The following is a 22,337-nucleotide window of genomic DNA, read 5'->3' as shown; positions in this document are numbered from 1 at the left end:
CCGGCTCCTGCGCTGTCCATGGTAGGAGCCGGCCTTGGCCGCGATAGCATCACGCCGCTTTCTTCGGCTCCTTGACCTTGTACCAAGCCACATAAAGCGCCGGCAGGAACAGCAGCGTCAGCAGCGTGGCGCTGATGATGCCGCCGATCATGGCGTAGGCCATGGGTCCCCAGAACACTTCGCGGGCGATGGGGATCATGCCCAGGCTGGCGGCGGCGGCGGTCAGCAGGATGGGCCGGCGGCGGTGCTGGGTGGCTTGCACCACGGCGTCCCACGGGGTGTAGCCGTCCTTCTCGAAGATGTCGATCTGGGTCACCAGGATCACCGAGTTGCGGATGATGATGCCGATCAGCGCCAGAATGCCGAGGATGGCCACGAAACCCATGGGCGTGCCGGTGGGCACCAGCGCCACCACCACGCCAATCAACCCCAGGGGCGCGACGCTGGCCACCAGGAACATCTTCTGCACGCTGTGCAGCTGGATCATCAGGAAGGTCGCCATCAGGAACAGCATCAGCGGCACGACGCGGGCAATGGGGCCCTGGGCCTTGCCGCTTTCTTCGACGGTGCCGCCGGTGGCCACTTTGTAGCCCACCGGCAGGCTGCTGGCGAACTGGTCGATGGTGGGCTTGAGCTGAGTGACCAGGTCGGTGGGCTGGATCTGGTCGCGCACCGAGGCCTTGATGGTGATGGTAGGGTGGCGGTCGCGGCGCCACACCAGCGGTTGTTCCAGTTCATAGCGCACGGTGGCGAACGCCAGCAGCGGAATCGACACGCCATTGGGCGTCACGATCTGCAGGTTCTGCAGGGTTTCCGGCGAGCCACGCTCGGCGTTTTCGGCACGCCCCACCACGTTGATCAGGTAGATGTCGTCGTTGACCTGGGTCACCGCGGTGCCGCTGACGATGGTGTTCATCAGCTTGGCCACGTCTTCCGAGGACAGCCCCAGCTGCCGTGCCTTGTCCTGGTTGATGTCGATGCGCAGGACCTTGCCCGGTTCGTTCCAGTCATAAATGATCTGGCCGATGTGCGGGTTCTGGTCCAGCAGCGTGGCCAGGTCGATGGCGTGCTTGCGCACCTGGTCGATGTCCTTGCCGCTGACCCGGTACTGGATTGGCCGGCCTACCGGCGGGCCCATTTCCAGGGTCTGCACGTAGCTGCCAATGCCCACGAAGTCGTCGCGCAGGCGCTTGCGCAGGCGGTCCATCAGCGCCGCCCGCTCGTCCAGGCCCTTGCTGACGATCACCAGCTGGGCGTAGTACGGGTTCTCCAATTGCTGGTCCAGGGGCAGGTAGAAACGAATCGCGCCCTGGCCGATGTAGGTGCTCCAGCGGGCGATATCCGGGTCATCCTTGAGGCTGGCCTCCAGCTTGTCCACCGCCTTGCGGGTCTCGTTGATCGACGAGTTCTGCGGCAGGTTCAGCTCCACCAGCACCTCGGGCCGGTCGGACGAGGGGAAGAACTGGTTCTGCACGAAGCGCATGCAGAACACCGACAGCAGGAACAGCCCCACGGTGATCAGGATGGTCAGCCAGCGGTGGCGCATGGCCCACAGCAGGCCGCTGTTGAACACCCGGCCAATGCGCCCCGGCTCGCTGGAGTGCGGCTTCACGTTGGTGCTGAGGATGTGCACGCCCAGCACCGGCGCGAACAGCACCGCCACCACCCAGGACACCAGCATGGCCACCGCGATCACCGCGAACAGGGTGAAGGTGTACTCCCCTGCCGAGCTGGCGTTGAGGCCTATGGGCACGAAGCCCGCCACCGTCACCAGGGTGCCGGTGAGCATGGGGAACGCCGTGCTGGTGTAGGCAAAGGTGGCCGCCTGCTCCTTGGTCTCGCCCATTTCCAGGCGCGTGACCATCATTTCCACGGTAATCATGGCGTCGTCCACCAGCAGGCCCAGGGCGATGATCAACGCGCCGAGGGAGATACGCTGCATGGTGATGCCGCTGTATTCCATGAACACGAAGACCATGGCCAGCACCAACGGGATCGAACAGGCCACCACCAGCCCGGCGCGCACGCCCAGGCTGATGAAGCTCACCACCAGCACGATGATCACCGCTTCGAACAGGGCGCTGGTGAAGCCACCCACGGCCTCTTCCACCACCTGGGCCTGGTCGGAGACGTTGTGGATGCCCACGCCCACCGGCATATCGGCGGTGATCTCGGTGATGCGCTGGTGCAGGGCCTTGCCGAACGACTGGATGTTACCGCCGTCGCGCATGGCGATGGCCAGGCCGATGGCTGGCTGGCCGTTGAAGCGGAACATCGGCGTGGGCGGGTCGCTGTAGCCGCGCTGGATGTCGGCGACGTCGGCCAGCCGGTAGAAGCGGTCGTTGAGCCGCAGGTTAACCGCCGCCAGGTCCTTCTCGGAGGCGAACTGGCCGCTGGTGCGCACGGAAATGCGCTCGGGTCCGGCCTCGATCACCCCGGCCGGCGTCACCGCGTTCTGCGCCTGCAACGCCTGCACCACCTGGCGCTGGTCGATGCCCAGGGCCGCCAGCTTGCGGGTGGAGAAGTTCAGGTACAGCACCTCGTCCTGGGCGCCGATCATTTCGATCTTGCCCAGCCCCGGCACCTGGCGAATCTCGGCGCGGGCCTGCTCAACGTAGTCGCGCAGCTGGCGCATGCTCAGGCCGTCGGCGGTGAAGGCGTAGATCGAGCCGTACACGTCGCCAAACTCGTCGTTGAACGCCGGGCCCTGGATGCCCTGGGGGAAACTGCTGCGAATGTCGTCGATCTTCTTGCGTACCTGGTACCAGATCTGCGGGATGGCCTTGCCGCTGGTGGTGTCGCGCAGGTACACGAAGACGGTGGATTCGCCGGGGCGGGTGTAGCTTTTCACGTAGTCGAGGGAGTCCAGCTCCTCGAGCTTCTTCTCGATGCGGTCGGTCACCTGCAACAGGGTTTCGTCCTGGGTGGCGCCCGGCCAGCGGGTCTGGATGACCATGGTCTTGATGGTGAAGCTGGGGTCTTCCTCACGGCCCAGGTTGAGGTAGGAAAACACCCCCATCAACAACGCCACGAACATCAAATACCAGACGAAGGACTGGTGTTTCAGCGCCCAGTCGGACAGGTTGAAGCTTCCTTTCATTGCTTGCTGCCCTCGTCCACTTTGACCTTCTGCCCCGGTTTGAGACTGTTGACGCCGGCGCTGACCACGCGCTCGCCGGCTTGTACCCCGGCGCTGACAATGACCGAGTCCTGGTCACGGCTGATGACGTGCACCGCCCGCGGCGCCACGGTGTGGTTCTGCAGGTCGATGACCCAGATGCGCGACTGGCCCTCGGCCTCCTGGATGGCGCTGAGCGGCAGCTCCACCTTGGGTTCGATGGCCGAGCTCAGGGTCACGCCGATGGCCGTCCCCAGGCGGAACGCCGGCGGCGTGTCGGCCAGGGTCAGGCGTGCGCGGCGGGTGCGCGTGGCGCTGTCGGCCTGGGGTTCCAGTTCGCGCAGGGTGGCGGTGGTGCTGATGCTCGGCTCCAGCTGGTCGGCGACGGTGAAAGTCACGCCGGGCGGCAGCTGTTCGGCCAGGGACGACGGCAGGTCGATCACCGCTTCCTTGATATCGGGCCGCGCCAACGTCACCACTTCCTGGCCGGCGCTGACCACCTGGCCAGCCTCGACGTTCCAGTGCGTGACCACGGCGTTGTGGTCCGTGCGCAGTTCGCTGTAGTTGAGCTGGTCCTTGGCCTGGCTGACCGAGGCCTGGGCCTGGTCCAGCGACGCCTTGGTGGTTTTCAGGTTGGTCTGCGCCACGTCCAGTTGCGCCTGGGCGCCCACGCCACGGTCGAACAGCTCCTGCTGGCGGCGCGCGTCGGCCTGGGCGTTGATCCACTGTGCCTGCACCCGCGCCAGGTCGCCCTGGGTTGAACGCACCTGGTTCTGCAGGTCGGTGGGGTCAAGGGTGGCCAGCAGGTCGCCGGCCTTCACTTCGCTGCCCACGTCCACGGCGCGCCGGGCAATGCGCCCGGACACCCGGAAGCCCAGGGTGCTTTCGTAGCGGGCCTGGATGGTGCCGGCGAAGCGCCCCAGCTGCTCCATGTTCTGCGGGGTGATCTGCACCGACAGCACCGGGCGCACCGGCTCGGGCGGCGGTTCATTCTTCGAGCAGCCCAGCAGCGCCAGGCCCAGGCACAGCGAGGTCAATGCGCGGGTCATGGCTTTTCCTCGGCAGCGATTTCGACCTGCATGTCCGGGTGCAGCAGTTGCACGCCGGCCACCACTATCTTGTCGCCATCCTGCAAGCCGTCGCCCACCACCACCTTGCCGGTGAGGTAGCGGGCGACGGTGACTTTCTTCAGGCTGACCTTGTTCTGCGCATCCACCCGCCACACGGCCGGGTCGCTGCCGTCCTTGGTCAGGGCCGACCAGGGCAGCTCGATGCTGGGTTTGGCCGGCCCGCTGAGGGTGCCGCTGACCACCGAGCCCAGGTTCATGCCCGGCGGCAGGCCGGCCAGCGCCACTTTCACCTGCAGGGTGCCGGTCTGCGCCGACACCGCGGGCGTCACTTCGCGCACCTTGCCGGTGGTCTTCACCTTCGGGTCTTCGACCAGGCTGACCGGCACCTGCTGGTCGCCGGCGGGCTGCACGAACAGCGACTCATAGACGTTGAACACCGCGTCGCGCTCGCCGTCGCGGGCCAGGCTGAAGATCGGCACGGTGGCCTGCACCACCTGCCCGACTTCGGCCTGGCGGGCGGTGATGATGCCGGGCGCCTCGGCGATCAGGTCGGTGTAGCTCAACTGCTCGCGGGCGCTGGCCAGCTGCGCGTTGGCGGCGGCCAGGGCGCTTTGGCTGCTGCGCAGCGCGGCCTGGGCGGAGTCGTATTCGCTCTGGCTGGTGTAGCCCTTGGGCAGCAGTTTCTGCTGGCGCACGAAAGCGGCCTGGGTCTGGGTGACCCGCGCCTGCTCGGCGAACACCGCGGCCTTGGCCGAGTCGACGTTGGTCTGCAGGTCCTTGGGGTCGAGCTGGGCCAGCACCTGGCGGGCGCTGACGCGGTCGCCGACGTCGACCATGCGCTTGATGATCTTGCCACCCACGCGGAACGACAGCTGGGTCTGCACCCGCGCCTGGATGTCGCCGGTCAGGCTCACGGGCGCGGCAAAGTCGGTGCTCTGCACCGTCTGCACCTTCACCCTGGGCCGCTGCGGTTCCTCCGGCTTGCCCTGCCCACAACCGGCCAGGGTTGCCGCAAGGCAAGCACCCAACACCCAACCCAACCGAAGAGCAGCCATGCAGGCTCCTTTGCGTGCGCTGTTTTAGCTCAGATTCATTATGAGCCGTGAGGGTAGCTCAGGGTTCATCGTGCGGACAACTGCCATGTACGTGCGGTCATCCGCTGAAAACTTGTTCGAGGATTTTTCACCCCGGGTGGGATCTTTTTCGCACGGGCGTACTCGAAAACTTTCTGCCCGTGCCAAGGAAGTCCAATAATGAATAACAACGCCGTGAAAAAGCTCGACCCCCAGGACGTGATCAAACTGCTGGCGGCCCTGCGCCGCGCAATAATCCCCGTAGCAGCGGCCGCAGGCCGCGTCCCGAACGCCGCGGTGGGCCTGACGTGACGCGTGAAGGCTGACGCGGCCTCACGGCCGCTGCTACGGGGGATCCGCAAGGCAATACCCCACAGCCCTGTGCCGCGCAGTAATCCCCGTAGCAGCGGCCGCAGGCCGCGTCCCAGGCGCCGCGTGACGGCGCAGGCAATAAAAAACGCCGACGCTGTGTAAGCCGTCGGCGTTTTTTGCAGTGCAGCTCAGCTGGCGATCAGAACGCCGGCAGTACCGCGCCGTTGTATTTCTTGGCGATGAATTCCTTCACTTCCGGGCTGGTCAGGGCAGCGGCCAGTTTCTTGATGGCGTCGCTGTCCTTGTTGTCCGGGCGGGCAACCAGGTAGTTCACGTATGGCGAGTCGGCGCCTTCGATCACCAGGGCGTCCTTGGCCGGGTTCAGGCCGGCGTCCAGCGCGTAGTTGGTGTTGATCATGTCCAGATCAACCTGGTCCAGGGCGCGTGGCAGCATGGCCGATTCCAGCTCCTTGAACTTCAGGTGCTTGGGGTTCTCGGCGATGTCTTTCGGGGTGGCCAGGGCGTTCTTCGGATCTTTCAGGGTGATCAGGCCGGCTTTCTGCAGCAGGATCAGCGCGCGGCCGCTGTTGCTGCCTTCGTTTGGAATGGCAACGGTAGCGCCGTCTTTCAGCTCGGACAGCGACTTGATCTTCTTCGAGTAGCCGCCGAAGGGTTCCACGTGCACGCCGACCACGGTCACCAGGTGGGTGCCCTTGCCGTCGTTGAAGTTCTTCAGGTACGGCAGGGTCTGGAAGTAGTTGGCGTCCAGGCGCTTCTGGTCAACCTGCACGTTGGGCTGCACGTAGTCGGTGAAGACCTTGATTTCCAGGTCCACGCCTTCTTTAGCCAGGACCGGTTTCACCAGCTCCAGGATTTCAGCGTGCGGGACCGGGGTAGCAGCGACCACCAGCTTCTCGTTGGCGTTGGCAACACCCATGGTCAGGGCGGCGGCCAGGGCAGTGAACAGCAGAGCCTTTTTCATGCAATGTCCTTGATCAATAAGGTGCCAGCTGCGTATTTGGCCGGCTTGGGGCGGACAATACCGATATTTTTTATACCAAGACAATATCTTTTATTTCACTGCTTATGCCTTTTTAGTCATTTCCGGGCAATTGGCCATGTCAGCGCCCCGCGCATGGCTCAGCCGATCTGTTGCGCCACACGCAAGGCGCTGCGCTCCAGCAACGCTTTCAGGCCCTGGAGTGCCGAGCCAGAGCCCTCGCCGAGCAGTGCGGCAATCTGCCGCTCGATATCGGCCAGTGGTTCGGCCACCAGCGGCAGGTTCAGGTGCTCGGGCAGGATCTCGTCGCCGCTGCTGACCAGCAGGGCGAAATGAATGATGTTTTCCAGCTCGCGGGTGTTGCCCGGCCAGCTGTGGCGCTCGAGCAACAGCTGGGCGCTTTCGCTGATCAGCGGCACCGGCAGGTTCAGGCGCGCGCTGTAGATGCCGACGAAATATTCGGCCAACGACAGAATGTCCCCCGGGCGTTCGCGCAGGGCCGGCAGCACCAGGCGGCCTTCGCCCAAGTAATGGAACAGCCGCTCGTTGAACTTGCCGGCGGCCACGGCCTGGGCCAGGTCGATGCTGGTGGCGGCCACCAGGCGCACGTCCACCGGGCTTGGCTGCTGGGCACCGACGCGGGTGACTTCGTGGTTTTCCAGCGCTGCCAGCAGCTTCAGTTGAATAGGCAACGGCAGGTCGCCGATCTCGTCCAGGTACAGGGTGCCGCCGTTGGCCGAACCGAACCACCCTGCCCGGCTGCTGGCCGAGCCGCTATAAGCCCCGGCGCTGTAGCCGAACAGTTCGGCGTCGGCGTAGGTGGGGCTGATGGCGCCGCAGTTCACCGACACGAACAGCCCGGCGCGGTCGCTGGCGCGGTGAATGTGCCGGGCCAGCAGCTCCTTGCCGGTGCCCGTCTCGCCATGGATCAGCACCGGCAGGCTGCGCGGCGCCAGGCTTTCCAGCTCCTGGCGCAGCTGCCGCGAGCGCGGGTCGACGAACACCAGCGCCTTGGCGCGGATGCTCAGGGGGCTTTTGTCGGCTTCGGGGAAGGTCAGCAGCGGCTGGCCGAAATGTTCAGGATGACTCATGGCAATACTCCCGCCCGGGCGCATGGGCCCGGGCGTTTTTCAAATAAGTGGCAGTCAGGCGCTGCGCAGTGCGTGGGCCTGCAGGCGGGTTTGCAGGCGGTACAGGTAGGCAAAACCCTGCTCCCAGCGCTGGTGGCCGGACTTGACGTTGATGTGCCCGGCGCCCGCCAGGATGCCGGCCTCGGCGCCCCAGTCGCGGGCCATCTGCATGGCGCGCGGCACGCTCACGGCCGGGTCGTTGTCGGAGCTGACCACCTGGCTTGGGAACGGCAGCAGGTGCGTGGGCACGGGAGCGAAGTTGCGCAGCGCCGGCGAGCACGCCGGGCGCTCGACATCGGCCGGCGCCACCAGCAAGGCACCTTGCACCCGGCGCAACAGCGCCCGGGGTGCCTGCGCGGCCCAGTGGGCCACGGTGATGCAGCCCAGGCTGTGGGCAATCAGGATTACCGGATCGGTGCTGGCGCTGATGGCCTGCTCAAGGGCGGCCACCCAGTCCTGGCGTTGCGGCGCCAACCAGTCGGCCTGCTCTACCCGCGCGCTGTTGGGCAGGCTGTTGCACCAGTGGCTTTGCCAGTGGTCCTGGGGAGAACCTTGCCAGCCCGGCACAATCAGGTAGCGGATCGACTCGTTGCGCATGGCATACGCCTCCTGCATCGTTTGCGTTGAGGTCAGTATAGGGGCGGGTTATATATTCGTTAAGGAATAAGAAGCTATTTGTTAATAACTTATAAGGATATAAGAAAATCTGTCCGAGCCGCCTCGTAGCCGCTGCCGCAGGCTGCGCTGGCCCTGTGCCTCACTGAAATCTCCTGCACCCAGTAGGGCCAGCGCAGCCTGCGGCAGCGGCTACGGGTTGTGTGGTGCCCACTGGCGCAAAAAAAAGGGCCGCCCCCTGCCTGAGGAGCGACCCAAGAAACCACTGCAAAACATCACCGCTTGGTAATCACCGACAACTTGGTAATGCCCGCCTTTTCAATCGACGCCATGGCCCCCGCCACCTTGCCGTAGCCCACGCCGTCATCGGCCTGCAGCTGCACGCGCAGGTCCGGGTTCTTGGCCTTGGCCGCCTCCAGGTTCGACTCCAGCAGGTCGGGCTGCACTTCGTCCTTGTTGATGAAGAACTTGCCGCCACCGTCGATGCTCACCACCAGCGGGTCTTTCTGCTCAACCGGCGCCACCGAGTCGGTCTTGGGCAGGTTGATCGGGATCGAGTTGGTGAGCAGCGGCGCGGTAACGATGAACACCACCAGCAGCACCAGCATCACGTCCACCAGCGGCGTGACGTTGATCTCGCTCAGTACCTCATCACTGTCCTGGGTAGAGAAGGCCATATCAGGACGCCTCCTTCACTTTCTGGCCAGCACCGCCCTGGACGGTCTTGGTCAGGGCCGGGTGCAGCAGCACGCGGAATTGGCTCTTCTGGGCCAGGCTGTAGAAGTCGTGGGCGAAATCGTCGAGGTCGGCCACGGTCAGCTTCAGGCGGCGCAGGAAGTAGTTGTAGACCAGCACCGCCGGCACGGCGACGGCGATACCCACGCCGGTGGCCACCAGGGCCGAACCGATGGGGCCGGCCACGGTTTCCAGGCTGGCGGAACCGGCGGCGCTGATGCCTTTCAGGGCGGACATGATGCCCCACACGGTGCCGAACAGGCCGATGAAGGGCGAGGTGGAACCGATACTCGCCAGCACCGCCAGGCCGGTTTCCAGGGAACGGCGCTCGCGCACGATCTGCTGGCGCAGGGCACGTTCCAGGCGGTCCTGGTGGTTGATGGCCTGGCTCAGGTCCGCTGCATGGCCGGGCTCACCGACCTGGATGGCGGCGTAGCCGGCCTGGGCGACGCGGGCGGCGGCGCCCGGCTGGGTCACGGTCAGTTCGGCGGCCGAATCCAGGCTCGACGCTGCCCAGAATTGCTTGTGGAACTTGCGGTCCTGGTTCTTCAGGCGGCCGAACTGCGCGCCCTTGGCCAGGAACAGGCCCCAGGTGGCGACGGAGAAGACGATCAACAGCCAGATTACCGCGCCTTCGATGGAGGCAAATGGGGAAGCCAAAGTACTCATGATGTGTATTCCTTGTGTTAGCGCGAATTAGCGGATCTTGAAGTCGATGGGCACGCTGACCCAGCCGTCCTGGGCGACATCGCCCTGCTTGGCCGGTACGAAACTCCAGCGTTTGACGGCGGCAAGCGCGGCGTCATCGAGCTGGTCGCGACCACTGCTTTTCTGGATCTGAATCTCGCCGGGCTTGCCGGTGGCCAGCACATGCACCCGCAACAGCACGGTGCCTTCCCAGTTGCGGCGCATGGCCAGGGCCGGGTATTCGGGCGCCGGGTTGTGCAGGTAACCGGCGTTGGCCGAGGCCGGGGTTACCGGTTTCGGTGCGGGGGGTGCAGGCGGTGCCGGTGGCGTCGGCGCGGCAACCGGCTGTGGCGGCGCTGGCGGTTGTTCCACCGGCTTCGGCACGGGCTTGGGCAGCGGCTTGGCGACCTGCTTGGGCTTGGGTTTGGGCTTGGGCGGCGGCTTGGTGGCCAGCTCGTCCTCGACCGGTGGCGGCGGCTCTACCGGCTGCGCCACGGGCGGTGGCGGCGGTGGCGGAGGCGTTTCAACCACCGGCGGTGCCGGTTGGGAAAACTCGATGGTCATTGGCGGGATTTCTGGCGGCTTGATCGGCAGCGCGGCCAGCGGTTCCTGGCTCAGCCAGTAAATCACCGCGCCATGCAGCACCAGCGCAAACACGCCCAGCGCAATCCCTTCACGCCGGCTCAGTACACCCTTGGGGGTCGTGTGCAGACGCGACTGGGCCAACGGCGCACGGTGCGCGCGGCCCAGGTCGACCAACTCGCCGCCCGGTGCCTGGCGCCGTAGCGCCTGGGGTGCACTGGCTGCGGTCTGGACATTGCCCATTGTTGTACTCCTGCGGTCTTCAGCGATAGTGCGAGGGAGGCCTCGCGAGGCGAATCATCGACGCCCCACGCTTAGCGCTGAAAGTAATCTTTAAAGTTATACATAGACCTGTATGGAATATGCAGAACCCTGGTTTTGCTCCGGCCCTTGCCCTGCAAGGCCTGTAGCAGAGCGCTCGGAAGCCGATGCCTTGGGGGCATTGAAAATATTCCCCCAAGGCATGGCTTTCAGCGGCTGGCGCTGGCGTTTTTCAGCGCCGCGTCGGGGGCCAGCACGGCGGTTTCGGCGTGTGGCGTGCCTTCGGGCACCCAGTCGTAGGCCACCGGCAAGGCGCGGTACACCCAGTTGCTGATGGCGTCGCTGCCCGGTGCCTTGCCCTGGTAGGGGCTCACGTACTCCCAGACGATCTCGCCCTTGTCGGTGACCTGGAACAAGCGCCCGTTCATGCCTTCGTCGATCAGCGTGTTGCCGTTGGGCAGGCGCCGGGCGCTACTGATGAACGAGCTGTAGAACGCCCATGAAGGCTGTTTCGAGCTGGCGGCGGTGTACTGCCACACCACCTGCTGCTTGATGGGGTCGATCTCCAGCACGCGCGAGCCCGGGGTCAGGCCCAGGGGTGCCGAGGGGTAGCCGGCGGTGCCCTGGTTGTCGAACACCAGCAGGTTGCCAGCGCCCGGCAGCCCGGCCGGGATGATGTGCACGTCATGCTGGCCAACGAACTGGTCCAGCGGCCGCGGCACCTGCTGGGCGGTCTTGGGGTTGAGGGTCGGCAGGTTCGGGCCCAGGTGCCACACCACCTTGCCGCTGGCCTTGTCGATGATGGCGATGAAGTTGGAGTTGCGTGAGTCCAGCAGCAGGTTGTCGGGGGCGAAGCGCTTGTCGCCGGCGTCGAACCACTTGTTGGGGCCCACCACGCTGAGGTTGTTGATGTGCAGGTAGTCGGGGTTGTCGGTGGCGCGCACCAGCTTCAACTGCGCCGGGGTGAAGCCGAACTCGGTAAGGTGGTCGCTGGCCAGCCACTGCCATTTCACCTGGCCTTGCGGGTCTACCTCGTACACCACGTCGTCGATCAGCTGCGGCACCTTGAAGCCGGCCACCTTGTGCACCTTGTTGGCCAGCACCAGGGTGTTGCCGTTGCCCAGGCGGCGCTGGTCATGGTGTTGCTGGGCGGCGCCACCGGGGGCCTTGTCGCCCCATTGCCACACCACCTTGCCGTTCCAGTCCAGCTCGCCGACGCTCTGGTTGGCCAGGCCGTTGCCGGCCGCTCCCAGCGGGCCCGGCGCCTTGTCGCTGAGTTGCAGCAGCACGTGGCCGCGCTCGCCGCCTACCAGCCTGGGGTCGATGATGGCCGACGGGAAGCCGTTGTGCGGCCAGCTTTTCACCTCGTTGCCGTCCATGTCGATCAGGTGGGTCTGCTTGTCGGCACCGGCGAAAATCACGTACTGGTTGTAGGCCTTGGCCGGGTCGTAGCGGGTCACCCCGGTGGGGTACACGCTGGGGGCGGCCTGGGCCACGCTGGCGAACACGGCACTGGCCAGCAACGCTGTCTTGAAGGCTTTCATGATCACGTCCTTTGTTGTCAGAAGTCGTAGCGGGCGGTCACGCCCAGAGTGCGCGGGTCGCCAAGGACGCCGCTGTAGCCGCCGTTACCTTCGGCCCACAGGGTGGTGTAATAGGTCTTGTCGAAGGCGTTCTTCAGCCACAGCGAGACGTCCCACTGGCCCTGGCCGAGGTTGCCGCGAAAACCGGTGCTGAGGTTGACCAGGCTGTAGCCGGGGATCTGCGCGTAGGCGGAATCTTCCAGGGTGCCCACGGCGTGGGAGCGGTACGAGTAGCTGCCGGTGACGTACTCTTCCAGGCCACTGGCCCAGTTCCACTTGTATTCGCCGTTGGTGTTGAACGTGTACTTCGAGGCGCCCACCACCTGGTGCCCGGACAGGCTGCACGAGGCCGGCGCACCGGTCTGCTCGCTGACTTCCGGCGGGCATGGGGCGTCCTTGTAGGACATGTAGCGCACGTCGTTGTAGGCACCGTTGAAGTTCAGGGTCAGGCCCTTGAGCGGCAGCACCGTGCCATCCAGCTCCAGGCCACGGGAGCGCACGGTGCCGGCGTTGGTCAGGTAGGAGACGCGGTTGGCCGAGTCGTAGGCGTTGGCCTGGTAGCCGTTGACCGTGGTCCAGAACAGGTTGGCGTTGAGCAACAGGCGGCGGTCCCACAGGGTGCTCTTGAGCCCCAGCTCGGCGTCGTTGGCGCGTTCGGCGCCAATCAGCAGCGAGTCGGCGCCGGCGGTGGGCGCGCTGCCGACCGCCAGGTTGACGCCGCCGGACTTCTCGCCGTGGGTCAGGGTCGCGTAGCCCATCAGGTCATCGGTGAAGTGGTAGCTCAAGTTGACCATGCCCGAGGGGCTGGCGCTGTACAGGCTCAGGTCGCCGGAGTTGTAGGCGCCGGCGCGGCCGTTGCGCGCGGTCAGGGCAGCGCCGGTCACGGCGGCGCCGCCCACCGGGGCGTCGCGTTCCACCCAGGCGCTCTTTTCTTCATAGGTGCCGCGCACGCCGGCGGTCAGGTCCAGCTTGGGCGTGAGGTGCCAGGTGCCTTGGGCGAACAGCGCGAAGCTGTCGGTGTCGATGTGGCCGTGGCCAATGCTGGTGACGTTGGCCAGCGCGCCCGTGGGGGTGCCGTTCCAGATATCGGCCTTGGGCCCGTAGTAGGAGAACGACTTGTTGTCGGTCTTCGAGCCGAAGTAGTAGCCACCCAGCACGTAGTCGAACGCCCCGCCGGTGGGCGATGCCAGGCGAAATTCCTGGGACCACTGCTTGTCTTCCACCGACACGCCGGCGTTGTAGGCGGCAGGCACGTTGAGGCCGTCGTCGTTGCGCGGGGTGAAGTTCCAGAAGCGATAGGAGCTGATCGACGTCAGGGTGAAGTCGCTCGGCAGCTTCCAGTTGGCCTCCACCGAGCCACCGCCCTGGTGCACGGTCACGTGCTGGCTGTTGTCGAGGTTGACCTTGCGCGACCCCGGCTCCACCAGCGTGGCGCCCGCCGCCGCCGCGCGGGTTTCGTAGACGTTGAAGCCGTTGACGGTCGGCCCGGTGTTGAACAGCGTGCGGGTGCCGGAACTGGAGTCTTCCTCGTTGTAGTCGACGATGGCGCGCAGGCTGAAGTCTTCGTTGGGCTTGAACAGCAGCTGCCCGCGCAGGCCGTCGCGCTCGCCGCCGCCCAGTTTGTGGCCGTTGTCTTCGTTGGTGATGGTACCGCCGCTGTCGCTGCGGTACACCGACAGGCGCCCGGCCAGCTCATCGGTGATGGGCCCGGAGATAGTGCCCTTAGTCTGCACGTAGCCGTGCTGGCCCACCGAGCTTTCAATGGTGCGCTCGGGGGTGAAGCTGGGCGCGCGGGTGGTGATGTTGATCACCCCCGCCGTGGTGTTCTTGCCGAACAGCGTGCCCTGCGGGCCGCGCAGCACCGCCAGTTGATCGATATCCATCAGGTCAAACACGGCCATGCCCGGGCGGCCCAGGTAGACGTTGTCGATGTACAGGCCCACGCTGCCTTCCAGGCCGTCGCTGGCGGGGTTGTTGCCCAGGCCGCGGATCGACACGCTGGACTGGCGCGCGTGCATGAACGCCACGTTGACGCTGGGCACCAGCTGCTGCAAATCCTGGATGCGGTACACGTGCTGGGCTTCCAGGGTGCTGCCGTCCACGGTGCTGATCGGCGTGGGCACGTCCTGGGCGCTTTCCTCGCGGCGCCGGGCGGTCACAGTCACGGTCTTGAGGTGGGTGCCATCGTCAGCCGCGGCGCTGGCCTGGGTGGGGTCGTCAGCCGCGTGGGCCAGGGAAAAACCGGCGCTGCCGGCCAACAGCATGGCCAGCGGCAAGCGCTTGAGACGCCTGGCTGAAGTGGGCGCTGCAGGGGGTGACTGACGACTCATGGCACGGCTCCTTGGTGAGGGAACGGGGGGCCGGCATTCGATGTGCCGAGCGCTCCGCATATTCCCTTCAGTTATTTGCATATGTTTTTCTAGAGATTTACTGCATAAGTGATTGCCTTTATAAGGAGTGCACCGGATGCATAGCAAATGCATTTGCCCGATACTTTTAATGTGAAAAATGCATATAGACCTGCGCCAACTTCGCCACCTGATCGCCCTGGCCGAACACCGCAGCTTCGTCGCCGCCGCCGTGGCCGTGAACCTGTCGCAATCGGCGTTCAGCCGTAGCATCCAGGCCCTGGAACACGCCGTGGGCTGCCAGCTGGTGGACCGCGGGCGCAAGGAGCTGCGACCCACCAAGCAGGGCCAGGTGGTGCTCGAGCACGCCCGGCGGCTGGTCAGCGGCGCGCGCCAGCTGAGCAACGAGATCAGCCAGTTCAATGGCCTGGAGGCCGGCGAGCTGCGCTTCGGCTGCGGCCCGGCACCGGCCTCCTGGCTGGTGCCGGCGGCGGTCGGCAGCTTCATCGGCCGCTACCCCAAGGCGCGGGTGCATTTCCACGTGGATGACTGGCACAGCCTGAGCAAGCGCCTGCTCAGCGAGGAGTTCGAATTCTTCGTCGCCGACACCCGCCAGTTCGAGGCCGACCCGGACTACCACACCCACCGCCTGCGCCCGCGCAAATGGCATTTCTGCTGCCGCGCCGGGCACCCGCTGGCGCAGCAGGAATGGGTCACGGCCGAGCAACTGCTCAGCTACCCGCTGGCCGCCACCCTGCGCCCGCCGAACCTGCGCAAGGTGCTGGCCGACCTCAGCGGCCGCCCCGACTTTGCCCCTAACGTGGAATGCGAAAGCAGCTATGCGCTGCTCAGCGTGGTGCTGCGCTCGGACGCCATCGGCATCAGCGGCAGCTACAGCGATGTCATGCGTGGCGCCGGCGGCGAACTGGTGCGGCTGCGAATAGAGGGGCTGGATGAGCAACGCGAGGAGCTGTTCACCCGCTACGGCATCGTCAGCCGCGCGGGCTACCGGCTGTCGCCGCTGGCCGAAGCGATGATCGAGGAGATCAAGCTGGTGGATGAGCGCGATGAGGGCGGCACCACCTACGACATCCAGAACCTGGCGGTATAGGCCCTGCCCCCGTAGCAGCGGCCCCAGGCCGCGTCACAAGCGCCGCGGTCCGGCAAGCACGCCGCCGGACGCAGCCTGCGGCAGCTGCTACGGGATTTGCGTATGCAGGCAATGCATACAAAGTATTCATTGAATGCGCTTGCCGACTGGCCCTTCCCGATCGCGAAATAGTCGCTATTTCAGTGACTTGCGCAATCAGGAAGGCCCATGAAAAAGTTTTTCAAACCACTGCTCGGCATCGTCCTGGCCGGCCTGCTGGGCCAGGCCCAGGCGGCCGACCCCGTCACCATCCGCATCGGCACGCCTGACCAGGGCGCTGGCAGCGCGCCGTTCATTGCCGGCCCCGTGGGCCTGGCGCATATCCAGAAGCAGCTGGAAAACGAGTTCGCCGCCGATGGCGTGAAGGTGGAATGGCACTTCTTCAAGGGCGCCGGCCCCGCAGTCAACGAAGCCCTGGCCAACCAGCAGCTGGACTTCGCCTGGCTCGGCGACCTGGCCGCCATCATCGGCCGTTCCAGCGGCCTGCAGACCCGCCTGCTGCTGGGCGCCCGCGGCAACAACATGTACCTGGCCACCCGCGCCGGCAGCGACATCCACAGCCTCGCCGACCTCAAGGGCAAGCGCGTGGCCGTGTACCGCGGCACCGCCGACCAGTTGTCGTTCGCCCGCGCCCTCGCCGCCCAGGGCCTGAAGGAACATGACCTGCAAATCATCAGCCTGGACTGGAGCGCCGCCCGCGCGGCCCTGGCCAGCGGCCAGATCGACGCCACCTGGTCGGGCATGGGCATTCTCGCCCTGGGCGCGCAAGGCGTGCAGTTCCCGCTCAGCACCAAGCAGCTGCCGCGCCTGGCCACCACCCAGGCCGGCCTTGTCGCCACCCAGGCGTTCATCGACCAGCACCCCGACCTGACCCAGCGCCTGATCAACGTGCTGGTTAAAAACGCTGCCTACCTGACCGAGCCGCAGAACCAGGCGCCCTACAACCAGCTGATGGCTGAGCAGAGCGCCATCCCGGCGCAGCTGTTCGAGCAGGAAAGCGCCGGCGACGACCTGAAGTTCCGCGACTCGCCGCGCATCGACGCCTTCCTGCGCGCCAGCCTGCAGGACAGCGTCGACCAGGCCAAGGCCCTGGGCCTGATCCGCCGCCCGTTCACTGCCACCGACTGGGTAGAGCCGCGTTTCGTCGACGCCGCGGTGCAGCAGCAAAAACTCGACGCCTTGTGGCCCGCTTTCGACGCCACCGGCAAAGCCCTCTGATACCCCGGTACCGACCATGACCGCGATCAAGAACGTGCTGTACATCATGTGCGACCAACTGCGCCGCGACTACCTGTCGTGCTACGGCCACCCGCACCTACATACCCCCAACATCGACCGCCTGGCCGCCGCCGGCGTGCGTTTCAGCCGCGCCTACACCCAGGGCACCATCTGCGGGCCGTCGCGCATGTCGGCCTACACCGGCCGCTACGTCAGCAGCCACCAGGTGGCCTGGAACGGCGTGCCGCTGCCGCTGGACGAATTCACCATCGGCGATTACCTGCGCCCGGCCGGCATTCGCACCGCGCTGGTGGGCAAGACCCACGCCACGCCCAACACCGACGCCCAGCAACGCCTGGCCATGGCGCCCGACAGCGCCCAGGCCGAGCAGCTGAACGAGGTGGGCTTCGAACCCTACGTGCGCCACGACGGCCTGTTCCCCGACGACCCGATCTTCGACGGCAAGCGCGAGGGCGCACCCTACACCCATTACCTGCGCAAGCTCGGCTACGCCGGCCGCAACCCCTGGCACGAGTGGGCCAACGCCGCCGAGGGCGCCAACGGCGAGATTCTCAGCGGCTGGAAAATGCGCAACGCCCACCTGCCCGCCCGCGTGCCCGAGCAGCACTCGGAAACGGTGTACACCACCGACCGCGCCATCGATTTCATCAGCGAGCAGGCTGAACAACCCTGGTGCCTGCACCTGTCCTACATCAAGCCGCACTGGCCCTACATTGCGCCTGCGCCGTACCACGCGCTGTATGGCAAGGACCAGGTAGTGCCCGCCGTGCTGCCACAGCCTGGCCAGGAGAATGACCACCCGGTGTACAACGCCTTCCGCCAGCACGAGGAAAGCCGCAATTTCTCCCGCGAGGAAGTGCGCCTCAACGTGATCCCCACCTACATGGGCCTGATCAAGCAGGTGGATGACCAACTGGGCCGGCTGTTCGATTTCCTGCAAACCAACGGCCGCTGGGATGACACCCTGATCGTCTTCACCAGCGACCATGGCGACTACCTGGGCGACCACTACCTGGGTGAAAAGGAGTTCCTGCTGGAGCCGGCCGTGGGCGTGCCGCTGATTGTGCGCGACCCGCGTGCCGCCGCCGACGTCACCCGTGGCACCGTGGACCCGCGCCTGGCCGAGACCATCGACGCCCTGCCCACCTTCCTCGACGCGCTCGGCCTGCCACCGGCAGACCACCGCCTGGAGGGCCGCTCGCTGATTCCGCTGCTGCACGGCCAGCAACCGGCCTGGCGCGACTTCGCCGTGGCCGAATATGACTACGCCTTCCAGGCCCCGGCCCGCGAACGCCTGGGCCAGGCGATAGACCGGTGCCGCATGTACATGGTGCGCAGCGAGCGCTACAAGTACCTGGCCTACGACGGCCACCGGCCGCAGCTGTTCGACCTGGCGAATGACCCGCAGGAACTGCATGACCTGGGCACCGACCCGGCGTTGGCCGGGGTGCGGGAGCAGCATCAGGGGTATCTGTTTGACTGGCTGCGCGGCTTGAAGCGCCGCACCACCATCAGCAATCGCGAGATTGACGTGCGTGGGCAGCGCTTCCGTTATGGCGAGCCTGAGGAGGAGAAGCTGGTGCCTATCGGCGTTTGGTAGACCGCGCTGGCCCTGGACGCGGCCTGGCGGCCGCTGCTACGCAGATCCCGTAGCAGCTGCCGAAGGCTGCGTCGCCTTTAGACCCCCCGCGTAGTCACGCTACGCTGGCCCGCCACGCCCACCGGCACTTCGCCCTGCAGGGTCACGCGGCGCACGATGCGTTCCTGGGTGCCGTAGTCGTCCACCGCGTAGTGCTGGGTGGCGCGGTTGTCCCAGATGGCCACGTCGCCGGTGCTCCAGCGCCAGCGCACGGTGTTTTCCAGGCGCACCACGTGGCTTTGCAGCAGGCCGAACAGGTGCGCCGAATCGCTGGCGCTGTAGCCCTTGATGCGCTTCACGAAGTGCCCCAGCAGCAGGGTTTTCTCGCCGCTGATGGGGTGCACGCGCACCACCGGGTGCTCGGTTTCGTACACCGTGGAGGTAAACACCTTGCGGTAGTTTTCCAGCTTTTCCGCCGACACGTCGGGCTTGGCCGCGGCGTAGTCGTATTCGTTGCTGTGCACCGCCCAGAGCTTGTCAGCCAATTCCTGCAGGGGCGCCGGCAAGTCGTTGTAGGCCGCGGCGGTGTTGGCCCACACGGTGTCGCCACCGGCTGCCGGGGCAACCACCGAGCGCAGGATGGAAGCCTTGGGGTAGGCGTCGACGAAGGTCACGTCGGTGTGCCAGGAGTTGGCGCGCTGGCCGTCGGCGCCGCTCAGCTGCATCAGGTAACGGGTGCCGTCGCGCACCGGCACCGTGGGGTGGGCAATGGGCTCGCCGAGCAGGTGGGCGAAAGCCTCCTGGCTCTGGTCGTCGAGGTGGGCCTGGCCACGGAAGAAGATCACCTTGTGCTTCACCAGCGCGGCCTGGATGGCCTCGACGGTGGCGGCGTCAAGGTCGGCGCCCAGCTGGATGCCGCGGATCTCGGCGCCGATGCGGCCGGCAACCGGGTGGATATCCAGCGCAACGGCGGTGGGGTTCGTGGCGAGTGTGGCTGTGCTCATGGTTGGACCCTCTTCTCTCTATGCATATAAGCATTAGTTCTAGATGAATCACCAATGCTTCGTTGACGGAATAAGAGCTTGCATTTAAAACCTCAACCCACCCGCTGTACCAATACCTTCGACCTATTTTTCAAATGCCGGGAATGCATATGGATCTGCGCCAGCTGCGGTACTTCATCGCCCTCACCGAACACCGCAGTTTCGTCCGCGCCGCCGATGCCATGGGCATCACCCAGCCGGCATTCAGCCGTAGCATCCAGGGCCTGGAGCAGGAATTCGGCTGCGTGCTGGTGGACCGTGGCAACAAGGACCTGCGCCCCACCCCGGAAGGGCAGGTGGTGCTGCAGCACGCCCTGAGCCTGGTGCAGGGTGCCGCGCTGCTGGCCAGCGAAGTGACGCAGATGACCAAGCTCGACGCCGGCGAACTGCGCTTCGGCTGCGGCCCGGCGCCGGCCGTGCGCCTAGTGCCGGACGCGATATCGGCGTTCGTGCGCGCCCACCCCAAGGTGCGCACCTGCTTCGAGGTGAACAACTGGGAGAAGCTGAGCCGCGCCCTGAGCCGCGAGGAAATCGAGTTCTTCATCGCCGACATCCGCCACTTCGAGGCCGACCCCAACTTCCAGACCCAGCCACTGACGCCCAAGCGTGGCGCGTTCTTCTGCCGGCGCGGGCACCCGCTGGTGAACAAGGAGAGCCTGTCCACCAACGACATGTTCGACTACCCGCTGGCCGCCACGCTGATCCCGCCGGGGGTGCGCAAGCTGCTGGCGAACCTGAGTGGCAAGACCGACTTCAGCCCGCATATCCAGACCGAGCACATGCCGACGCTGATGAAGATCGTGCTCAATTCCGACGCCATCGGCCTGTGCTCGGAGGAGGGTTTTGACGAGGACAACCTGGAGGGCGAGCTGGTGCGGCTGCACTGGCGCAACCTGCCGCAGAACCTGGAAAGCCTGAGCGCGCGCTGCGGCATCGTCAGCCGCATGGGCTTCCGCCTGTCACCGGCGGCGCGGGCGATGATCGACACCATCGTGGAAATCGATGCGCAGCCTGCCGCCAAGGCGGGTTGAAGGTAGCCCACAGCCCATGCATGTGGCGCATGGGAAATATTCCCCGAATGCATTGGATGCCTTGCGCGCTTGGGCCTTAAATGGCACCTCTTATCTCCATATCTACCGTTAAAAACTTTTTATATATCAGATAAGAATAAGCAAATAGCCCTACGCAGTAGCCGACAACGGAGGTCTGACATGGCCCGCGAATCGCTTCTCAGTGTGCCCCTGGCAACGCCCCCCACCGCCCGCCGGCGCACCGGCCCTGGCCTGGGCCAACGCCTGCAACCTCTGCTGCTGCCCGCCGCGCTGTTCGTGCTGTGGTGGCTGGCCGCGCGCAACCACTGGATGAGCGAGCAGATCCTGCCCGCACCGGCGCTGGTGTGGCAGAGCGCGCTGGACCTGGCCGGCAACGACCTGCCGGCCAACCTGTGGATCAGCCTGCAACGGCTGTGCTGGGGCCTGCTGGCCGGCATCCTCGGAGGTGCGCTGCTGGGTGCCTGGATGGGCGCCAGCCGCCGCGCCGAGCGCCTGGTGCTGCCGACCTTCACCGCCCTGGCGCAGATTCCGACCCTGGCCTGGATTCCGCTGTTCATGGTGTTCTTCGGCATCGGCGAACTGCTCAAGCTGGTGGTGCTGATCAAGGCCATCGTCGTGCCGGTGACCCTGCATACCCTGGTGGGCGTGCGCGATGCGCAACCGCGGCTGCGCGAAGCCGCCGCCGTGCTGCGCCTGCCGCCGCGCCTGCTGGTGCGCCGGCTGGTGCTGCCGGCCGCCCTGCCCTCGTTCATGGCCGGCGTGCGCCTGGCTCTGGGCGCGGGCTGGTCGTCGCTGCTGGCGGTGGAACTGCTGGCCTCCAGCGAAGGCATCGGCTACCTGATGGTGTGGGCGCGGCAGCTGTTCATGCTCGATATCGTCTTCGTCTGCGTGGTGGTGATCGGCGTCATTGGCGTGGTCATGGACAAGGGCATCGCCCTGGCCGACCGCAAGCTGGTGCACTGGCCCCATGCCGCCACTGCGGCGCTGCCGCGTACCACCCGCAGCCAGGGCCTGGACCGCCTGGTGCCGTGGCTGCTGCCCGCCGCGCTGCTGGTGCTGTGGCAGCTGGCGAGCCAGCTGGCCTGGGTGGACGCCAACATTCTGGCCGCGCCGCTGGCGGTGCTGCACACCACCTGGGCGGGCCTGGCCGACGGCTCGCTGCTGACCGCCATGGGCCTCAGCCTGGGCCGCACCCTGGCCGGCCTGCTGCTGGGTGGCGGGCTGGGTTTTGCCCTGGGGCTGTTGCTGGGCCTGTCGAAACCTGCCGAGCGGGTGCTGGGCCCCAGCCTGGGCGCCCTGCGCCAGATCGCCATCTTCGCCTGGGTGCCGCTGATCACCGCCTGGTTCGGCCTGGGCGAACCAGCCAAATGGGTGTTCGTGGCCCTGGCGGCGTTCTTCCCGCTGTTCATCGCCACCCACCGCAGCGTCGCCAGCCTGTCGCCGCAGCTGGCCGAGGCCGCCCAGGTGCTGCGCCTGAGCCTGTGGCAACGCCTGCGCCGGCTGATCCTGCCGGGTGCCGCGCCGGGCATCTTCGCCGGCCTGCGCCTGAGCCTGATCTACGCCTGGCTGGGCACCATCGGCGCCGAATACTTCATGCCGTCCAACGGCGGCATCGCCAGCCTGATGCTCGGCGCCCAACAGCTGATGCGCATGGACCTGATCATGAGCGGCATGCTCCTGGTCGGCATCACCGGCGCCCTGCTCAACGCCCTCGGGCAACGCATCGAAGCGCGCGCCACGCGCTGGAGACACGCATGAAC

The 22,337-nt window shown here is 66.2% G+C and carries 18 protein-coding genes; 6 read left to right on the top strand and 12 right to left on the bottom strand.

Going from position 1 to position 22,337, the window contains the following annotated elements; all coding sequences use genetic code 11:
- Positions 1–49: 49 nt before the first annotated feature.
- Genes AC0Z2B_RS09705 through AC0Z2B_RS09695 form a run of 3 tightly spaced genes read right to left on the bottom strand, consistent with a single transcriptional unit; the run spans position 50 to position 5,243 of the window.
- Positions 50–3,100: an efflux RND transporter permease subunit gene (locus AC0Z2B_RS09705; RefSeq protein WP_476296355.1), complete on the bottom strand. Its 3,051-nt coding sequence runs from the start codon at positions 3,098–3,100 to the stop codon at positions 50–52.
- Complete coding sequence (locus AC0Z2B_RS09700) at positions 3,097–4,167, bottom strand: efflux RND transporter periplasmic adaptor subunit (protein ID WP_476296353.1); 1,071 nt, start codon at positions 4,165–4,167, stop codon at positions 3,097–3,099. The genes AC0Z2B_RS09705 and AC0Z2B_RS09700 overlap by 4 nt, the downstream gene beginning before the upstream one ends.
- The gene (locus AC0Z2B_RS09695) at positions 4,164–5,243 is read right to left on the bottom strand and encodes an efflux RND transporter periplasmic adaptor subunit (protein WP_476296351.1); all 1,080 of its coding nucleotides are present in this window, start codon (positions 5,241–5,243) and stop codon (positions 4,164–4,166) included. The genes AC0Z2B_RS09700 and AC0Z2B_RS09695 overlap by 4 nt, the downstream gene beginning before the upstream one ends.
- A 198-nt stretch (positions 5,244–5,441) precedes the next feature.
- Here AC0Z2B_RS09695 and AC0Z2B_RS09690 point away from each other — a divergent pair, with 198 nt between their 5' ends.
- Positions 5,442–5,573, top strand: a complete 132-nt coding sequence (locus tag AC0Z2B_RS09690; RefSeq protein ID WP_476296349.1) for a hypothetical protein — start codon at positions 5,442–5,444, stop codon at positions 5,571–5,573.
- Between the two features lie 199 nt (positions 5,574–5,772).
- Here the strand turns inward: AC0Z2B_RS09690 and AC0Z2B_RS09685 are convergent, their stop codons facing one another.
- From AC0Z2B_RS09685 to AC0Z2B_RS09650, 8 genes are all read right to left on the bottom strand, one after another.
- A complete protein-coding gene (locus AC0Z2B_RS09685) occupies positions 5,773–6,555 on the bottom strand; it encodes a MetQ/NlpA family ABC transporter substrate-binding protein (RefSeq protein ID WP_416421536.1) in 783 nt (260 codons plus the stop codon).
- Positions 6,556–6,713: 158 nt separating this feature from the next.
- Positions 6,714–7,664, bottom strand: coding sequence for a sigma 54-interacting transcriptional regulator (locus AC0Z2B_RS09680; protein ID WP_476296347.1), 951 nt, complete (start codon positions 7,662–7,664; stop codon positions 6,714–6,716).
- 54 nt (positions 7,665–7,718) lie between these two features.
- Complete coding sequence (locus tag AC0Z2B_RS09675; protein ID WP_416421538.1) at positions 7,719–8,300, bottom strand: alpha/beta hydrolase; 582 nt, start codon at positions 8,298–8,300, stop codon at positions 7,719–7,721.
- A gap of 293 nt (positions 8,301–8,593) precedes the next feature.
- Positions 8,594–8,995 carry an ExbD/TolR family protein gene (locus AC0Z2B_RS09670; protein WP_416421539.1) on the bottom strand — a complete coding sequence of 134 codons (402 nt, stop codon included), beginning with the start codon at positions 8,993–8,995 and terminating at the stop codon, positions 8,594–8,596.
- A gap of 1 nt (position 8,996) precedes the next feature.
- Positions 8,997–9,722: a MotA/TolQ/ExbB proton channel family protein gene (locus AC0Z2B_RS09665; protein ID WP_416421540.1), complete on the bottom strand. Its 726-nt coding sequence runs from the start codon at positions 9,720–9,722 to the stop codon at positions 8,997–8,999.
- A 27-nt stretch (positions 9,723–9,749) separates the two neighbouring features.
- Positions 9,750–10,565, bottom strand: a complete 816-nt coding sequence (locus AC0Z2B_RS09660) for an energy transducer TonB (RefSeq protein ID WP_476296345.1) — start codon at positions 10,563–10,565, stop codon at positions 9,750–9,752.
- Positions 10,566–10,792: 227 nt separating this feature from the next.
- Complete coding sequence (locus tag AC0Z2B_RS09655; protein ID WP_476296343.1) at positions 10,793–12,127, bottom strand: aryl-sulfate sulfotransferase; 1,335 nt, start codon at positions 12,125–12,127, stop codon at positions 10,793–10,795.
- Positions 12,128–12,144: 17 nt separating this feature from the next.
- Positions 12,145–14,496 carry a TonB-dependent receptor gene (locus AC0Z2B_RS09650; protein WP_476296341.1) on the bottom strand — a complete coding sequence of 784 codons (2,352 nt, stop codon included), beginning with the start codon at positions 14,494–14,496 and terminating at the stop codon, positions 12,145–12,147.
- Between the two features lie 178 nt (positions 14,497–14,674).
- Here AC0Z2B_RS09650 and AC0Z2B_RS09645 point away from each other — a divergent pair, with 178 nt between their 5' ends.
- The 3 genes from AC0Z2B_RS09645 to AC0Z2B_RS09635 all read left to right on the top strand — a co-directional run bounded on the left by AC0Z2B_RS09645 (position 14,675) and on the right by AC0Z2B_RS09635 (position 18,503).
- Positions 14,675–15,625 carry a LysR family transcriptional regulator gene (locus AC0Z2B_RS09645; protein WP_476296339.1) on the top strand — a complete coding sequence of 317 codons (951 nt, stop codon included), beginning with the start codon at positions 14,675–14,677 and terminating at the stop codon, positions 15,623–15,625.
- Between the two features lie 207 nt (positions 15,626–15,832).
- Positions 15,833–16,882: an ABC transporter substrate-binding protein gene (locus tag AC0Z2B_RS09640; RefSeq protein ID WP_476296337.1), complete on the top strand. Its 1,050-nt coding sequence runs from the start codon at positions 15,833–15,835 to the stop codon at positions 16,880–16,882.
- A gap of 16 nt (positions 16,883–16,898) precedes the next feature.
- Complete coding sequence (locus AC0Z2B_RS09635) at positions 16,899–18,503, top strand: alkaline phosphatase family protein (protein WP_476296335.1); 1,605 nt, start codon at positions 16,899–16,901, stop codon at positions 18,501–18,503.
- A 77-nt stretch (positions 18,504–18,580) separates the two neighbouring features.
- Here AC0Z2B_RS09635 and AC0Z2B_RS09630 read toward each other — a convergent pair whose 3' ends face one another.
- Complete coding sequence (locus AC0Z2B_RS09630; protein ID WP_476296333.1) at positions 18,581–19,486, bottom strand: TauD/TfdA dioxygenase family protein; 906 nt, start codon at positions 19,484–19,486, stop codon at positions 18,581–18,583.
- A gap of 149 nt (positions 19,487–19,635) precedes the next feature.
- On the opposite strand from AC0Z2B_RS09630, the gene AC0Z2B_RS09625 reads away from it, so the two are divergent.
- On the top strand, positions 19,636–20,556 hold the full coding sequence (locus tag AC0Z2B_RS09625; RefSeq protein ID WP_476296330.1) for a LysR family transcriptional regulator: 921 nt from the start codon (positions 19,636–19,638) through the stop codon (positions 20,554–20,556).
- A gap of 180 nt (positions 20,557–20,736) precedes the next feature.
- On the top strand, positions 20,737–22,335 hold the full coding sequence (locus AC0Z2B_RS09620; RefSeq protein WP_476296328.1) for an ABC transporter permease: 1,599 nt from the start codon (positions 20,737–20,739) through the stop codon (positions 22,333–22,335).
- Positions 22,336–22,337 lie beyond the last annotated feature (2 nt).

The organism is Pseudomonas sp. GYB4201 (assembly GCF_056312595.1).
This window is presented reverse-complemented; position numbering and strand designations above follow the sequence as displayed.

What these genes read in the sequence shown, in the direction of transcription:
- AC0Z2B_RS09640 (WP_476296337.1), top strand. Translation starts at nt 15,833, where the DNA reads ATGAAAAAGTTTTTCAAACCACTGCTCGGCATCGTCCTGGCCGGCCTG.
- AC0Z2B_RS09690 (WP_476296349.1), top strand. Translation starts at nt 5,442, where the DNA reads ATGAATAACAACGCCGTGAAAAAGCTCGACCCCCAGGACGTGATCAAA.
- AC0Z2B_RS09625 (WP_476296330.1), top strand. Translation starts at nt 19,636, where the DNA reads ATGGATCTGCGCCAGCTGCGGTACTTCATCGCCCTCACCGAACACCGC.
- AC0Z2B_RS09685 (WP_416421536.1), bottom strand. Translation starts at nt 6,555, where the DNA reads ATGAAAAAGGCTCTGCTGTTCACTGCCCTGGCCGCCGCCCTGACCATG.
- AC0Z2B_RS09645 (WP_476296339.1), top strand. Translation starts at nt 14,675, where the DNA reads ATGCATATAGACCTGCGCCAACTTCGCCACCTGATCGCCCTGGCCGAA.
- AC0Z2B_RS09635 (WP_476296335.1), top strand. Translation starts at nt 16,899, where the DNA reads ATGACCGCGATCAAGAACGTGCTGTACATCATGTGCGACCAACTGCGC.
- AC0Z2B_RS09650 (WP_476296341.1), bottom strand. Translation starts at nt 14,496, where the DNA reads ATGAGTCGTCAGTCACCCCCTGCAGCGCCCACTTCAGCCAGGCGTCTC.
- AC0Z2B_RS09695 (WP_476296351.1), bottom strand. Translation starts at nt 5,243, where the DNA reads ATGGCTGCTCTTCGGTTGGGTTGGGTGTTGGGTGCTTGCCTTGCGGCA.
- AC0Z2B_RS09655 (WP_476296343.1), bottom strand. Translation starts at nt 12,127, where the DNA reads ATGAAAGCCTTCAAGACAGCGTTGCTGGCCAGTGCCGTGTTCGCCAGC.
- AC0Z2B_RS09675 (WP_416421538.1), bottom strand. Translation starts at nt 8,300, where the DNA reads ATGCGCAACGAGTCGATCCGCTACCTGATTGTGCCGGGCTGGCAAGGT.
- AC0Z2B_RS09665 (WP_416421540.1), bottom strand. Translation starts at nt 9,722, where the DNA reads ATGAGTACTTTGGCTTCCCCATTTGCCTCCATCGAAGGCGCGGTAATC.
- AC0Z2B_RS09705 (WP_476296355.1), bottom strand. Translation starts at nt 3,100, where the DNA reads ATGAAAGGAAGCTTCAACCTGTCCGACTGGGCGCTGAAACACCAGTCC.
- AC0Z2B_RS09680 (WP_476296347.1), bottom strand. Translation starts at nt 7,664, where the DNA reads ATGAGTCATCCTGAACATTTCGGCCAGCCGCTGCTGACCTTCCCCGAA.
- AC0Z2B_RS09670 (WP_416421539.1), bottom strand. Translation starts at nt 8,995, where the DNA reads ATGGCCTTCTCTACCCAGGACAGTGATGAGGTACTGAGCGAGATCAAC.
- AC0Z2B_RS09660 (WP_476296345.1), bottom strand. Translation starts at nt 10,565, where the DNA reads ATGGGCAATGTCCAGACCGCAGCCAGTGCACCCCAGGCGCTACGGCGC.
- AC0Z2B_RS09630 (WP_476296333.1), bottom strand. Translation starts at nt 19,486, where the DNA reads ATGAGCACAGCCACACTCGCCACGAACCCCACCGCCGTTGCGCTGGAT.
- AC0Z2B_RS09620 (WP_476296328.1), top strand. Translation starts at nt 20,737, where the DNA reads ATGGCCCGCGAATCGCTTCTCAGTGTGCCCCTGGCAACGCCCCCCACC.
- AC0Z2B_RS09700 (WP_476296353.1), bottom strand. Translation starts at nt 4,167, where the DNA reads ATGACCCGCGCATTGACCTCGCTGTGCCTGGGCCTGGCGCTGCTGGGC.